The organism is Bradyrhizobium sp. 172 (genome assembly GCF_023101065.1).
Taxonomy (GTDB): Bacteria; Pseudomonadota; Alphaproteobacteria; order Rhizobiales; family Xanthobacteraceae; genus Bradyrhizobium; species Bradyrhizobium canariense_D.
The window spans coordinates 3,960,703-3,974,248 of the sequence record NZ_CP064701.1 but is presented as its reverse complement, the minus strand read 5'-3'; the positions used below and the strand labels follow the sequence as shown (position 1 = coordinate 3,974,248).

General features: G+C 64.8%; 13 protein-coding genes. 5 read left to right on the top strand and 8 right to left on the bottom strand.

The features are described from left to right. Positions 1-127 precede the first annotated feature (127 nt). The 3 genes from pxpB to IVB07_RS19215 are packed head-to-tail and all read left to right on the top strand — an operon-like array spanning position 128 to position 2,696. Complete coding sequence (gene pxpB, locus IVB07_RS19225) at positions 128-859, top strand: 5-oxoprolinase subunit PxpB (protein ID WP_018457911.1); 732 nt, start codon at positions 128-130, stop codon at positions 857-859. Then, positions 856-1,893 carry a biotin-dependent carboxyltransferase family protein gene (locus IVB07_RS19220; protein WP_247767776.1) on the top strand — a complete coding sequence of 346 codons (1,038 nt, stop codon included), beginning with the start codon at positions 856-858 and terminating at the stop codon, positions 1,891-1,893. Before pxpB ends, IVB07_RS19220 begins: the two co-directional genes overlap by 4 nt. Before the next feature lie 32 nt (positions 1,894-1,925). After that, positions 1,926-2,696, top strand: coding sequence for a 5-oxoprolinase subunit PxpA (locus IVB07_RS19215; protein ID WP_018457913.1), 771 nt, complete (start codon positions 1,926-1,928; stop codon positions 2,694-2,696). Here the strand turns inward: IVB07_RS19215 and IVB07_RS19210 are convergent, their stop codons facing one another. The 5 genes from IVB07_RS19210 to IVB07_RS19190 form a co-directional block, all read right to left on the bottom strand. Beyond that, positions 2,697-2,849, bottom strand: a complete 153-nt coding sequence (locus tag IVB07_RS19210) for a hypothetical protein (protein ID WP_007590908.1) — start codon at positions 2,847-2,849, stop codon at positions 2,697-2,699. 200 nt (positions 2,850-3,049) lie between these two features. Beyond that, a complete protein-coding gene (locus IVB07_RS19205; RefSeq protein ID WP_018457914.1) occupies positions 3,050-4,657 on the bottom strand; it encodes a sulfite reductase subunit alpha in 1,608 nt (535 codons plus the stop codon). Next, on the bottom strand, positions 4,654-6,435 hold the full coding sequence (locus IVB07_RS19200; protein WP_247362827.1) for a NirA family protein: 1,782 nt from the start codon (positions 6,433-6,435) through the stop codon (positions 4,654-4,656). Before IVB07_RS19200 ends, IVB07_RS19205 begins: the two co-directional genes overlap by 4 nt. Before the next feature lie 331 nt (positions 6,436-6,766). Then, positions 6,767-7,930, bottom strand: coding sequence for a CmpA/NrtA family ABC transporter substrate-binding protein (locus IVB07_RS19195; protein ID WP_018457916.1), 1,164 nt, complete (start codon positions 7,928-7,930; stop codon positions 6,767-6,769). Beyond that, the gene (locus tag IVB07_RS19190) at positions 7,927-8,517 is read right to left on the bottom strand and encodes an ANTAR domain-containing protein (protein ID WP_007590901.1); all 591 of its coding nucleotides are present in this window, start codon (positions 8,515-8,517) and stop codon (positions 7,927-7,929) included. Before IVB07_RS19190 ends, IVB07_RS19195 begins: the two co-directional genes overlap by 4 nt. Before the next feature lie 111 nt (positions 8,518-8,628). Between IVB07_RS19190 and rimO the strand changes: the two genes are divergently transcribed. After that, positions 8,629-9,954, top strand: a complete 1,326-nt coding sequence (rimO, locus tag IVB07_RS19185; RefSeq protein WP_018457917.1) for a 30S ribosomal protein S12 methylthiotransferase RimO — start codon at positions 8,629-8,631, stop codon at positions 9,952-9,954. 90 nt (positions 9,955-10,044) lie between these two features. Here the strand turns inward: rimO and IVB07_RS19180 are convergent, their stop codons facing one another. The 3 genes from IVB07_RS19180 to IVB07_RS19170 form a co-directional block, all read right to left on the bottom strand. Next, positions 10,045-10,464, bottom strand: a complete 420-nt coding sequence (locus IVB07_RS19180; RefSeq protein ID WP_026233462.1) for a carboxymuconolactone decarboxylase family protein — start codon at positions 10,462-10,464, stop codon at positions 10,045-10,047. Then, entirely contained in the window at positions 10,397-10,828 is a 432-nt protein-coding gene (locus IVB07_RS19175) for a MerR family transcriptional regulator (protein ID WP_018457919.1), read from the bottom strand. Before IVB07_RS19175 ends, IVB07_RS19180 begins: the two co-directional genes overlap by 68 nt. 125 nt (positions 10,829-10,953) lie before the next feature. Then, positions 10,954-11,901, bottom strand: a complete 948-nt coding sequence (locus tag IVB07_RS19170; RefSeq protein WP_018457920.1) for a hypothetical protein — start codon at positions 11,899-11,901, stop codon at positions 10,954-10,956. 403 nt (positions 11,902-12,304) lie between these two features. Here IVB07_RS19170 and IVB07_RS19165 point away from each other — a divergent pair, with 403 nt between their 5' ends. Then, positions 12,305-13,501 carry an acetylornithine transaminase gene (locus IVB07_RS19165; RefSeq protein WP_247767775.1) on the top strand — a complete coding sequence of 399 codons (1,197 nt, stop codon included), beginning with the start codon at positions 12,305-12,307 and terminating at the stop codon, positions 13,499-13,501. Positions 13,502-13,546 lie beyond the last annotated feature (45 nt).

Genomic DNA, 13,546 nt, shown 5'->3' with positions numbered 1-13,546 from the left:
ATAACAAGGGTTTATCGCCTCCCCCTGCATTAATTTATTGGACTTGCGGGCGCATTTACGCGAAGCAGGGACGAGCGGAGCTCAAGGCCGAGCCCGCGTATCTCCAGAAGCCCGATTTCGACAGCCCATGTCCGCGACGCTTCCCCCGCCCCGCCTGCTGCCCAGTGGCGACAGCGCCGTCACGGTCGAGTTCAGCCGTACCATCGACGACGACGCCAACCAGCGCGTGCTGGCGCTCGACAAGGCGCTCGCAGCGAGTCCGATCGATGGCATCACCGAGTCCGTGCCGACCTATCGCTCGCTGCTGGTGCATTACGATCCCGGCAAGATCGGCTTCGATGAACTTGGCGAAAAGCTGCTCGCGCTCGCCAGCCGGCCGCTGCCGCCGGCCACCAAGGCCCGCCGATGGCGAATTCCCGTCGCCTATGGCGGCGAGCACGGCATCGACCTCGAGGACGTCGCGAAGGCGCTGAACACCACACCCGACGACATCGTCGCGCGCCACGTCGCCGGCGACTACAAGGTTGCCATGATCGGCTTCACGCCGGGCTGGTCCTATCTCAGCGGCCTCGACAAATCCCTGCAGATGTCGCGGCGGCAGAATCCACGGCTGCTGACGCCTGCCGGCACGATCTCGATCGGCGGCATCCAGGCCGGAATCCAGTGCCTGGCGGCCCCGAGCGGCTGGCACCTGCTCGGCCGCACGCCGGTGCGGACCTATCAGCTCCACCGCAATCCGACCTTCCTCACTGAACCCGGCGATCGCGTGACGTTTTTCGCGATCGACCACAAGACATTCGAGGAACAGGACCGCGCTGCCGGGGCCGGCGAGATCATTGCCGAGCAGGTGGTGGCATGAGCCGGCTCGTGATCGCCAGCATCGGGCCCGCAAGCTCGGTCCAGGACGGCGGACGCCATGGCGCGCAACGCTATGGCCTGACGGTCAGCGGAGCGATGGACCGCCTGTCGCTCGCGGCGGCGAACACGCTTGTCGGCAACGAACCGTTCGCAGCCGCTGTCGAGGTCGGCCCGTTCGGCGCCGCGTTCACCGCGCGCGACGGTGCCGTGCGCGTCGCGATCTCAGGCGCGCCGCGCAATGCGGACATCGCCGGCAGTCCGGTCGCCACGGACACATCGGTGACGCTGAAGGACGGCGAGACGCTGACGCTGGGTTTTGCTCGCGGCGGTGCGTTCACCTATCTGGCGATCGAAGGCGGGATCAAGGGCGAGCCGGTGTTCGGCAGTCTCGCAGTCAACGCCCGTGCCGGTCTCGGCAGCCCCTACCCGCGCCCGCTGCAGGCCGACGACGAATTCAGCGTCGATGCCGCAAGCGGTGCACCGGAACAGCGCATCGAACTGCCGAAGCCGTCGAGCGGTCCGATCCGCGTCCTGCTGGGTCCGCAGGACGACGAGTTCGACGACGCCAACAAGGCGCTGTTCCTCGACAGCGAGTGGAAGATCTCGGCGACCTCCGATCGCATGGGCTACCGGCTCGAGGGCCCCGCGATCAAACATTTGCACGGCCACAACATCGTCTCCGACGGCACGGTTAACGGCAGCATCCAGGTGCCCGGCAACGGCGCGCCGATCGCGCTGATGATGGATCGCGGCACCTCCGGCGGCTACCCGAAGATCGCGACCGTGATCACGGCCGATGTCGGCCGTCTCGCGCAGACCTCGGCGGGAACGGCGTTCCGCTTCAAGGCGGTCAGCATGGCCGAGGCCCAGGACGAGGCGAAGAAATTTGCGCAGCTGATCCGCAACCTGCCCGATCGCCTGCGCTCTGCCGACACCGTGGCGCTCAACATCGAAGCGCTCAGCGATGCCAACGTCGCGGGCCATGCTGTCAGTGCCGTCGACGCCGGGACCTGGCAGGTCGCGGCCGAGCCGTAAACGACAAGACGACCAGAGACGGAGAGCAACCCATGAAGACGATCGATCTCAATTGCGATCTCGGCGAAGGTTTTGGCGCTTGGGAGATGGGCAATGATGCCGCCATGATCGAGCTGGCGAGCTCGGTCAACGTCGCCTGCGGCTTCCACGCGGGCGACCCCGACATCATGCGCCGAACGGTCGAGCTGGCGAAGGCGCGCGGCGTCTCGGTCGGCGCGCACCCTGGCTATCGCGACCTGCACGGCTTTGGCCGCCATCCGATCGCGGGTCTGAAGGCCTCCGAGATCGAGAACCTCGTCGCCTACCAGATCGGCGCGCTGCAGGCGATCGCGACCGCGGCCGGCCACAAGGTAACGCATGTGAAGGCGCATGGCGCGCTCTCCAACGTCGCCTGCGAGGACGACATGACGGCGAAGGCGATCGCCGCCGGCATCAAGGCGGTCGACCCGAGCCTGATTTTCGTCGTGCTCGCCAATTCCAAGCTGGTGAAGGCCGGCGAAGCCGCCAATCTGCCGATGGTGCACGAGGTGTTCGCCGACCGCGCCTATGAGGACGACGGCAATCTCGTCTCGCGCAAGAAGCCCGGTGCAGTGCTGCATGACGCCAAGGCCATCGCCGACCGCGTGGTGCGCATGGTGCAGGACGGCGCGGTGGTCTCGGTCACCGGCAAGGTCATCAAGATGCGCACCGACACGGTCTGCATCCACGGCGATACGCCGGGCGCCGTCGACATCGCGCGCGGTCTGCGGCAGGCTTTGAAGGATGCAGGGATCGAGGTCGCGCCGTTCAAGCGCGGAGCGTGATCAGAACGGGTGTACCGACAGCGTGCCGAACACGATCGCGGCGATGACGGCGAAGGCGCTGTACATTGCGGCATGATGCACGCTCGCACCGGTCCGCCGCGAGAGCGAGCGCGCGTAGAAGTGCAGCCTGGCTTCCGCCGATAGTTCGCGCATGGTCGATCTCCAACGCCCCATTCGGACGATTATGAAGGATCAACCGGGGTGGCGGGCAAGAGACCGGCGGAAATAGCGATGCGGGTTCTCTGAAAACCCCCCATCGCAGGAGCAAATTCTCCTCGCCCGCCACTTCCGAGAATCTTATTCGCTCAAATCCGAGCCAGTTGGAACCGGCTCGGATGACCGTAGGATGACATCTAGTAGACGTCAGCCTGGAAGCGGCCCGTCTTCTTGAGTTCTGCGACAAAACTGACGGCTTCGTCGGTCGAACGCGCCCCGAATTGGGCGACGATATCGACCAGTGCACGCTCGACGTCCTTGGCCATGCGTTTGGCATCGCCGCAGATGTAGAAATGCGCCCCCTCGGCGAGCCACGTCCACACCTCGCGGCCGACCTCGCGCATGCGGTCCTGCACATAGAACTTCTTCTCGCCGTCGCGCGACCAGGCCAGCGACATACGCGTGAGCAGGCCCGAGGTCTTCATCGCGTTGAGCTCCTCCTGGTAGAAGAAGTCGCAATCGCTGCGCTGATGGCCGAAGAACAGCCAGTTCTTGCCAGGCGCACCGGTCGCCTTGCGGTCGAACAGGAAGGCGCGGAACGGCGCAATGCCGGTGCCGGGGCCGATCATGATGATCGGCGTCTTCGGATCCTGCGGCAGGCCGAAATTGTGCGCCTTCTGCACATAGACCTTGAGCTTCTCGCCCTCAGCGATGCGCTCGCCGAGGAAGGTCGAGGCAACGCCGATGCGCTTGCGTTTGCCGATCACGTAGCGCACGGAATCGACCGTCAGCGACAGCTTTCCAGGCGTCGCATTGTGCGAGGACGAGATCGAATAGAGCCGCGGCTGCAGCGGCTCGAGCGCCTCCACGAAGGCTTCGGGATGCGGCCGCGTGCCCGAGAACTTCTGCAGCGCCGCCATGACGTCGAGCGTTGCGGCATCGCCATCGGGATCCTCGCCCTGTGCCAGCGCCCGCGCCTTCTCGCGCTGCGCGCCGCCGGTGATGAAGGAGAGCAGTTCGAATAGCGTGTCGGGCGCCGGCGACAACGAGACGTCGTCGATCAGCACCTCGCGCAGCGTCTTGCCGTTGACCTTCGTGGTGTGGGAGGCACCGAGCAACGCGATGACCTGGTCGACGAGGCCGAGCTCGTTCCGCGCGAACACGCCAAAACTGTCACCGACGACGTAGTCGAGTTTGCTCTCGGAGAGATCGAACTCGACGTGATAGGTTTCCTTCTCGGACTTTCCCTTGTTGAGAAGACGGCGCGACAGGAAGGTCGCCGCAACGGGGTTGTCCCGCGAGCGGCCGGGCTCGGCGATCGTCACGGTCACGGCGGGGGCCGCCACCGCGTCTTGCTTGTCAGCCGGCTTTGCCGCCGGCGCCTTATCCAGCTCTTCGTGCAACGACTTCAGCATCCGTGCGGTTTCCTTGCCACCGGGGACGCAGAGGTTGAGGCGCGCTTCACTGCGGCTCGCGATCGCCTCCGAATAGTCGTGGCAATTGTAGCCGCACTGCCCGCAATCCTGCTGCGCCATCGCCGCCATCATCTTGCGCCGCACGGGACGGCCTTCGGCGAGCTTCATCCGATCGGCGATCGGCATGGTCTGGTCGTGCCACGGCGCTTCACCGTCGTCACCGTCACCAGCCTGCATGACCGCGGCGCCCTGCTCCGCCGACAGCGGCGTGGCCGCCTCAGGCGACAGCAGCCCGGCAAAGAAGCCGTTCAGCCAGGAGCGTTGCGCGTCGGAGAACGGGGCGCTCGTGGGAATAATGTCGAGTTTGGGTGGAGGGCTGATCTGGTTCATGAGGACACCTCGGCATCGGCAAGCTTGCGCAGCGTCTCGCCGTCGTGGCGGCGCGCAAAGGACAGGAAGGTTTCGTCAGGAGACGAGCGATGGGCGATATAGGCCTTGAGCAGCCCTTCGACCGTCTTCGGCGCGTCCTCGGCCTTGAGGTCGTGATAGACCTCCTGACCGACGTCGGCGTCAGGACCGAACCCGCCGCCGGTGAAGAGATGATAGCCCTCCACCGTGTCCTCCTCGTTGACAGGCACGCGCGCCCCGATCAGACCGATGTCGCTGATGTAGTGCTGGGCACAGGAATGGTGGCAGCCGGTGACGTGGATGTTGACCGGCTTGTCCATCTCGACGCGCGGCTCGCACCATTCGCCGATCTCGGCGGCGTGACGCTTGGTGTTGGAGGCGGCAAAGCGGCAACCGGCATTGCCGGTGCAGGCGATCAGGCCGGCGCGGATGTGCGAGGCCTCGGCCGCGAGCCCGATCTGCTTGATCGCCGCAACGGCAAGCTCGACATTCTCGTCACGCACCCCTGATATCAGCAGGTTCTGCCAGACGGTCAGACGGATCTCGCCGTCACCGAGGTCCAGCGCCACGTTGGCGAGACCCCGCATCTGATCGCAGCTGATCTTGCCGAGCGTCAGCGACACGCCGATCCAGTTCAAGCCGTCCTGCTTCTGCTTGTGCACGCCGATATGCGCCATGCGGTCCGCGGCCGGCCGCGGCGCAAACGCCTCTTCCGTCACGCGCGTGAACGGCGTCTTCAGCCGCTCTTCGACCAGCTTGAGAAAGCCGTCATGGCCCATGGCGTCGAGCACGTATTTCAACCGCGCCTTGTTGCGGTTGGTGCGGTCGCCGTGCTCGATGAAGACGCGCACGATGGCGTCGGCAACGGCGGTAGCGTCTTCAGGCTTGACGACGATGCCGGAATATTTCGCAAAGTCCTTGTGGCCGGTGATGCCGCCGAGGCCGAGGCGGAACCAGATCCCGGGTTCGACGCCGAACCCATCCTTCACCTCATACGCCGTGAAGGCGATGTCGTTGGTCTCCTCGAGCACCGCGATCTTGCCGGCGCCGTCGAAGGCGACGTTGAACTTGCGCGGCAAGCCATACAACGAGCGATCGTTCAGGATGTGGTAGTGCCACTCGCGCGCATAAGGCCGCGTGTCGATCAGCTCCTGCGGATCGATGCCCGCCGTCGGCGTTCCCGTCACGTTGCGGATGTTGTCGGCGCCGGAGCCGCGCGAGCACAGGCCGAGATCCTGTATGCCCTCGATCAGCTTCACGGCGTTCTTCGGCGGGATCTCGCGAAGCTGGAGATTGGCACGCGTCGTGACGTGGCTGTAGGGCCCGCAGGTTTCATCGGCGAGGTCGGCAAGGCCGGACAGTTGCCAGTGCTTCATGATGCCGTTCGGAATGCGCAGACGGCACATGTAGGAGTCCTGCGTCGGCGCGACGTAGAAGATGCCGTAATAGCGCCAGCGGAAATTGTCCGCCGGGCTTGGCGGCGTATTATCGAGCGCCTGCTGGCGGAGACGCGGATAGGCATCGAAGGGATGCTCGTCGCGCTTGACCTTCTCCTGGTCGGCGAGCTTCTTGCCCGCGGCGATCACCTTGTCCTGCGCCTTGATGTGCACGGCATCGGGACCGGTCGGCTCGGCGTTCGCCTTGCCGGCGCCGCCGCCGAGACCGCGACCGACGCGACTGATCTGCAGACCGGTCGTGAAGCCTTCAAGGTAGCGTTTCTGGTCGTCGGTAAAGTCGACTGAGACGGTGTCGAGTTTCATGGTCAGTAACGAAGCTCCTGCGGCCACCTGGGTGGTATCGACGGAAAGTGCACGACCCGCGAGGAGCTCGGCTGGCTCGAGAGCCGGCTGCGCACCCAGCGGTCCGAACAGCTTCGTTGCTGGGGACTGGCGCAGCAGGCATCTGTGACAGGCTGGCCGCACTGCAACATTCAAGTTGCGTGCCAGCTTCGATGAAATGAAAATGTGTGAGGTATCAGGTAATTAAGAGCGCGCCGGGGAACTCTGGGCTCCGGAACTCTTATGAAATTCGAGCAGTCGGCCTAAAATTTAGACTCGGATCTCCAGCGCTCAAAAACGATGCAGACCCGAATCACACCTTCCAGCGGCCCACCTCGAAGGCCTCGAGATGCCCCCGAATATTGGCGGGATCGAAGGCGGGGCCGGCGAATGCGCCGAATGCCGCGGGGGCTTGGGCGGGCGGCCGGCGCCCGAGGGCGCCGTCGTAGAGATCGGGCCTGAACACGGCCATCGCCGTCTTGACGCCGTCGGGCGTCAGCGTCGTCTGCCCCCAGCGCACCATCTGCGCATAGAGCCAGGCGGCCTGGACCGGATCGGGGCGCCCTGCTTCCTCGCGTCCCACCAGGAGGTAGCTGCCGCTCTCGCGAAAGGTGCCGTCCGGCGAAATCTTGAGGCGCCCCGTGAGGGTGCGCTGGATGACTTCGGCATCGACGCCGATCCGCTCCGGCTGCGCCAGGATCTGCGCCGCTTCGGTCCGGTTTTCGGGATGCTCGATGAACTCGGCGGCTTTCACCGCCGCGCGCACCAGGCTGGCTACCACGTCGGGATTCTTGTCGGCCCAGACCTGGCGGAGCGCCAGCACCTTCTCCGCCGCATGGGCCAGGATGTCGGAGACGAAATGCAGGATGTGGCCGATCCCGAGATCGACCGCGATCGAATTCCAGGGCGCACCGACGCAGAACGCATCGACATGCCCATTGGCAAGACTGTCGACCATATAGGGCGGCGGCAGCACGACCAGCCGCACGTCCTCGTCGGGATCGACGCCGGCCGCCGCCATCCAGAACCGCAATTGATAATTGTGGGTCGAGAACGGGAAGGTCATGCCGAAGGTCAACGGATCGGCCCCAGCCTTGCGCCGCTTGGTGACCACGCGCGCCAACGCTTTTGCCGTGGCGAGCGGATCGAAGCGGTCGCCGTCGATCTCCTCCATCAGCGCGGTATGAAGCGCCGGCGAGACCGTGATCGCGTTGCCGTTGATGCCGAGATTGAAGGGCGCCGCGATCGGCACCTTGACGTGGCCGAGCCCGAGCGAGGACGCAATCGCGACGGGAGCGAGCAGATGCGCGGCGTCGAACAAGCCGATATTGAGCTTGTCGCGGACGTTGGACCAGGAGACCTCGCGGACCAGTTCGACCTCGAGCCCTTCAGCCGCGGCAAATCCCTTGTCGACGGCAACGATCAGCGCTGCGGCATCGACCAGCGGAATGAACCCGATGCGGAGGGGAGCGGTCATTTCAGCATCTCCGACGCGGTGATGATCGACTGGGCGATCTCGCCGATTTTCTTCTTCTCGCGCATCGCAGTGGAGCGCAGCAGCACATAGGCCTCGTCCTCGGTGAGGCCTTTCACCTTCATCAGGATGCCCTTGGCCTTCTCGATGACCTTGCGATCCTCGAGCTGCGACTTGGTACGCTCCAGTTCCTCCTGGAGTTTTGCGAAGGCATTGAAGCGCGACACGCAGAGGTCGAGGATCGGCTTGATGCGCTCCTTCCTCAGCCCGTCGACGATATAGGCTGAGACCCCCGCCTCGACCGAGGCCTGGATCGAGGATGAATCGCTCTGGTCGACGAACATCGCGATCGGCCGCTTCACGGCGCGGCTGACCTGGAACATCGCTTCCAGCACGTCGCGGCTGGGGTTTTCCAGATCGATCAGGATGATGTCGGGATCGACCGCATAAATCCGGGCGAGCAGGCTCTGCATCTCGCGGATATGGACGATCTGCGTAAATCCGGCCTCCCGCAACCCTTCTTCGAGGATCGCAGCCCGGATCGGGCTTTCGTCGACGATCACGATTTTGGGCGACTGTTCGGCGCTCATTGCTCACTCACCACCAGTGATTCATCCATAGCATGCCCGCGAGCCATGCAAAGGGTTGTAATTATGGGCAATTGGGACTAGCTCAACCCTGTCAATCAGGCAGATTTGGATATGGATCAGACGGCTGCGCCGAAGGTCAGCTTCGTGTCGCTCGGGTGCCCCAAGGCTTTGGTGGATTCCGAGCGCATCATCACGCGTCTGCGCGCCGAGGGCTACGAGCTCGCCCGCAAGCATGACGGGGCCGACATCGTCATCGTCAACACCTGCGGCTTCCTCGACAGCGCCAAGCAGGAATCGCTCTCGGCGATCGGCGAGGCCATGGCCGAGAACGGCAAGGTGATCGTGACCGGTTGCATGGGGGCGGAACCCGAGCAGATCGAGCAGGCCTATCCCGGCGTGCTCTCCATCACCGGCCCGCAGCAATATGAGAGCGTGCTGGACGCCGTGCATCGCGCGCTGCCGCCCGCCCACAATCCGCATCTCGATCTGGTGCCGCCGCAAGGCATCAAGCTGACGCCGCGGCACTACGCCTATCTGAAAATCTCCGAGGGCTGCAACAACCGCTGCACCTTCTGCATCATCCCGAAGCTGCGCGGCGACCTGGTCTCGCGACCGGCCAACGACGTGCTGCGCGAGGCCGAGCGCCTGGTCGACGCCGGCGTGAAAGAGCTGCTGGTGATCTCGCAGGACACTTCGGCCTATGGCGTCGATCTGAAATACGCCGAGAGCCCGTGGAAGGATCGCCAGGTCCGCGCCAAATTCATCGACCTCGCGCGCGAGCTCGGCGAGCTCGGCGCCTGGGTCCGGCTGCAATATGTCTACCCCTACCCGCATGTCGACGAGGTCATCGCGCTGATGAACGAGGGCAAGGTGCTGCCCTATCTCGACATCCCGTTCCAGCATGCGAGCCCCGAAGTACTGAAGGCCATGAAGCGCCCGGCGGCGCAGGACAAGACGCTGGCGCGCATCAAGCGCTGGCGCGAGCAATGTCCTGATCTCGCTTTGCGCTCGACCTTCATCGTCGGCTTCCCCGGCGAGACCGATGCGGACTTTGCCTATCTCCTCGACTGGCTGGACGAAGCCGAGATCGATCGGCTCGGCTGCTTCAAGTACGAGCCGGTCGCCGGCGCCACGGCGAATGCGATCGAGAACCCCGTGCCGGAAGAGATCAAGCAGGAGCGCTACAATGCACTGATGGCGCGCCAGCAGAAAATCTCTGCGCGCAGGCTGAAGCGCAAGGTCGGCACGCGCCAGCAGATCATCATCGACGAGGTCGGCCCGACCGTCGCAAGGGGCCGCTCCAAGGCTGATGCGCCCGAGATCGACGGCGCCGTCTACCTGTCGAGCCGCCGCCCCTTGCGCGTCGGCGAGATCGTCACCGCCAAGATCGAGCGCGCGGACCAGTACGACCTCCACGGCAGCGTCGCGGGATTCTGAGATTCCGGTCGTGGCACGCCGGCAAGACCGGCGCGCCTTAGGCATTTTCCACCAGCCGGCGTTCAGGCTGGGCGTGCCCGAACTACGAGGTCATGTCGCTTCTCCCGACGCCTGCTGTTCGTCGCGTGCGGCGAACACTTCCTTGGCTGCGAACAGCCCGTTCAGCGCCGCCGGGAAGCCCGCATAGACGGCCATCTGCATCATGATCTCCACGATCTCGTCGCGAGACAGGCCGACGTTCAGACCCGCCTCGAGATGCACTTTGAGCTGAGGCGCGGCATTTCCGAGCGCCGTCAGCGCGGCGATCGTGGCGATCTCTCGATCGCGCAGGCCGAGGTCCGGGCGGCAGTAAATGTCGCCGAACGGAAACTCGATCACGTATCGTGCGAAATCCGGAGCTATGTCGGCGAGTGAGGCGACGACCTTTTCGCCGGCACTGCCGTCAATACGTGACAGGGCCCGCTGACCGCGATCGAAGCGGCTTTCGTCTTGTGTTTGGGCGTGCGTCATTTTCCTTCGTCCTCTGTTCGTCGCTGGCATAGCCGGCGATCTTGGTATCAAGGACGAGCAGGCATTCCTGGAGTTCGGCAATCTGCGTGCGTACCTGTTCCCGGTGGACTTCCAGAATCTGCCGCCGGCTTGTGCCGGTAGCGTCGCCTTCATCCCGAAGCGCCGCGTAACGCAACATGTCCCGGATCGGCATTCCCGTGGTCTTGAGCCGCCCAAGGAATGCGATCCATGTGAGGATCGATGCGTCAAAGTCGCGCTGGCCGGAGCGATCCCGGTCGGCGTATGGAAGCAGCCCGATGCGCTCATAATAGCGCAGCGTGTGCGTCGACAGGCCGGTCCGTTTTGCGAGGTCGCCGATCTTCATGTGTGCCCGTTCTCGTACTGACGCACGTACAGATACCCCTTCGAGCGCGCTCTAAGTCAAGGGGGATCGAAGGTGCAAAGATTTCGGCGCGCCGGCTGGGCGGCAGCGTCGCGGCACTCCGAGCTTCAAGATTCCGCCAGCCATTTCGGCACCCAGCGCTCCGGGCGCGGGGCGCGGGCAAGATCGGCTTGCGCCTCCGACAGCTTCGCGGGCTCGCCCTCGATGGTCGGGCGCACATCATATTCGAAGTTCGGCATGACGCGGCCGTCGGCATAGAGACCGAATTTCATGGCGTACCACAGCCCGAGCTCGGGCTGTGCGCGGCGCATCTCCTCACGCAGATCGCGCAGCAGGGATTCGATCGAGGCGGCTTCCTCGAACGGCTGCGGCCCGCGCGACAGGACGCGCGCCTCGTACTGCTTGCCGACGATCGCGACCTCGAAATGCGTCTTGTCCCAGGCGTTCTTGCCCTTGGGGAGATGCGCGGTCAGGCGCCAGCCGAGCTCGGCCATCAGGCGATGATTGGCCCAATAGTCTTCGCGCTCCCGGCTCCATCTTTCCATGAAGCCGCGAAAGTCGGGCAGCTCCGAGGGATGGTTATCGGCCGCCGCCGTCTCCCCGGTCGGCCGTCCTGTCAGCCACTGCGCGAGTTCGACCGTCTGGCATTCGACCTCGTCATGTGGCTTCAGATCGCTCCAAGCGTTGTCGAATTGCTGTGATGTCAGTTTTGCCAGCAGACCATCGAGGCTCGGCGCCAGCAGCTCGTGATCGCCCTCGGACCCAAGCCCCACGATCGGCGGATTGTCGCGGTCGAGACCCGCGCCATACCAGCCGCCAACAGCCGAGCCATCCGACAGCCGCATGAACAGCGAAAACCGGTCGCGCAAGGGACTGCCGTCAACAATAGGCGCCTGATCGGAAAACTGGCCCTGCAGCGAGAAGCAGCCGACGCTGCCCCAGGGCCGTCCCTTCAGCCAGCCGGCAAAGTCCAGCAACAGCGGCGGCGCCTCGATGCCCGGCGGAAACGCGCCGCGAATGCTGTCGAGGTCGATCGAATAAGGCGTGTCGGACAAGGCTTAAAACTATCTGGTTGGTCCCGCCCCTCTTGGTCCGAACCGTCATCCGTTCGGTTCGAGCCAATTCGCGTTCGCTGATCACAAACGCGCTAGAGACGTAATGGTTTCCAGCCGCCCATCTCTCTCCTGCCCCATGCACGCTGGGCGTGTGGTCTGCAAGGCGGCGCTTGACAAGCCCGGCCATTCGCATGTATTGCCGCGCCCCATGATCAACGCTCGGACCCATCAGCGCACCGAAATGCTCCGCCGTCGCTTCCGCGACGATGAGAGGGTGCGCCATGTCCGACGACGCCGCTGAAGCACTGAATTCAGCGTAGGTTTTCGAGAAGGCCGCACCCGCAAGGTGCGGCCTTCTTGCTTTTCGCGCCCCCTTTTCCACCCGCCTCCAGAGGAGTTCGACATGACCACCGCCACCCATCCGTATGACGCGTTGATGGACATCACCGCTCGGCCCAAGGCCGTGTTCGTTCGCGGCGCCGGCTCCTACCTCTGGGACGACAGCCGCAAGCGCTATCTCGATTTCGTACAGGGCTGGGCGGTCAACTGCCTCGGCCACTCCCCGCCCGCGATCGCCAACGCGCTTGCCGTGCAGGCCAAGCGGCTGCTGACGCCAAGCCCCGCCTTCTACAACGAGCCAAGCCTGAAGCTCGCGCAGGCGCTGGTTGCAGACAGCGCGTTCGACCAGGTGTTCTTTGCCAATTCCGGCGCGGAAGCCAACGAGGGCGCGATCAAGCTCGCGCGCAAATATGGCAGCCTGCATCGAGGTGGCGCGTACGAGATCATCAGCTTCGAAGGCGGCTTTCACGGCCGCACCTTGGCGACGATGTCGGCCTCGGGCAAGAAGGCCTTTGAGCCGCTGTTCGAGCCAAAGGTCGCCGGCTTCAAGAAGGCGAAGCTCAACGACATCGCCTCGGTCGAAAAGCTGATCAACGACAACACCGTCGCTGTGATGCTCGAGCCGATCCAGGGGGAATCAGGCGTATGGCCGGCGACCGACCAGTTCTTGCAGGAGTTGCGCGCCCTCACCGACGCGCACGGCCTCCTCCTGGTCTTCGACGAGATCCAGACCGGGATGGGCCGGAGCGGCAAGCTCTTCCACTACGAGCACACCGGCATCGCGCCCGACATCATGACGCTCGGCAAGGGCATCGGCGGCGGCGTGCCGCTCGCGGCGCTGCTCGCGACCGAACGCGCGGCCTGCTTCGAGCACGGCGACCAGGGCGGCACGTTCAACGGCAACCCGATCATGTGCGCGGCGGGGCTTGCGGTGCTCGACGAGGTCAGCAAGCCGGAGTTCCTGAAGACGGCGACCGAAACCGGGCTGCTGCTCGAAAGCGAGCTGCAGAAGGTCTCGGCGCGGCATGGGCTCGGGGAAGTGCGAGGTCGCGGGCTCCTGCTCGCGCTCGACCTCAAGCTGCCGATCGCGCCCGGCATCGTCGCGCAGGCGTTCGAGGCCGGCGTCCTCCTCAACGCGCCGCAGGTGGACACGTTGCGCTTCATGCCGGCGCTGAACGTCACGCGGGCCGAGATCGCCGAGATGATCGATTGTCTCGACGGGATCTTGACCAGAGCCGGCGCGGCACGGCGGGTGGCGTAGACGGCCCGCTCTCTTCTCCGTCATGGCCGGGCTTGTCCCGGCCAT

Excerpts from the sequence above, each read along its gene's own strand:
- pxpB (WP_018457911.1), top strand. The coding sequence starts at position 128 with ATGTCCGCGACGCTTCCCCCGCCCCGCCTGCTGCCCAGTGGCGACAGC.
- IVB07_RS19220 (WP_247767776.1), top strand. The coding sequence starts at position 856 with ATGAGCCGGCTCGTGATCGCCAGCATCGGGCCCGCAAGCTCGGTCCAG.
- IVB07_RS19215 (WP_018457913.1), top strand. The coding sequence starts at position 1,926 with ATGAAGACGATCGATCTCAATTGCGATCTCGGCGAAGGTTTTGGCGCT.
- IVB07_RS19210 (WP_007590908.1), bottom strand. The coding sequence starts at position 2,849 with ATGCGCGAACTATCGGCGGAAGCCAGGCTGCACTTCTACGCGCGCTCG.
- IVB07_RS19205 (WP_018457914.1), bottom strand. The coding sequence starts at position 4,657 with ATGAACCAGATCAGCCCTCCACCCAAACTCGACATTATTCCCACGAGC.
- IVB07_RS19200 (WP_247362827.1), bottom strand. The coding sequence starts at position 6,435 with ATGAAACTCGACACCGTCTCAGTCGACTTTACCGACGACCAGAAACGC.
- IVB07_RS19195 (WP_018457916.1), bottom strand. The coding sequence starts at position 7,930 with ATGACCGCTCCCCTCCGCATCGGGTTCATTCCGCTGGTCGATGCCGCA.
- IVB07_RS19190 (WP_007590901.1), bottom strand. The coding sequence starts at position 8,517 with ATGAGCGCCGAACAGTCGCCCAAAATCGTGATCGTCGACGAAAGCCCG.
- rimO (WP_018457917.1), top strand. The coding sequence starts at position 8,629 with ATGGATCAGACGGCTGCGCCGAAGGTCAGCTTCGTGTCGCTCGGGTGC.
- IVB07_RS19180 (WP_026233462.1), bottom strand. The coding sequence starts at position 10,464 with ATGACGCACGCCCAAACACAAGACGAAAGCCGCTTCGATCGCGGTCAG.
- IVB07_RS19175 (WP_018457919.1), bottom strand. The coding sequence starts at position 10,828 with ATGAAGATCGGCGACCTCGCAAAACGGACCGGCCTGTCGACGCACACG.
- IVB07_RS19165 (WP_247767775.1), top strand. The coding sequence starts at position 12,305 with ATGACCACCGCCACCCATCCGTATGACGCGTTGATGGACATCACCGCT.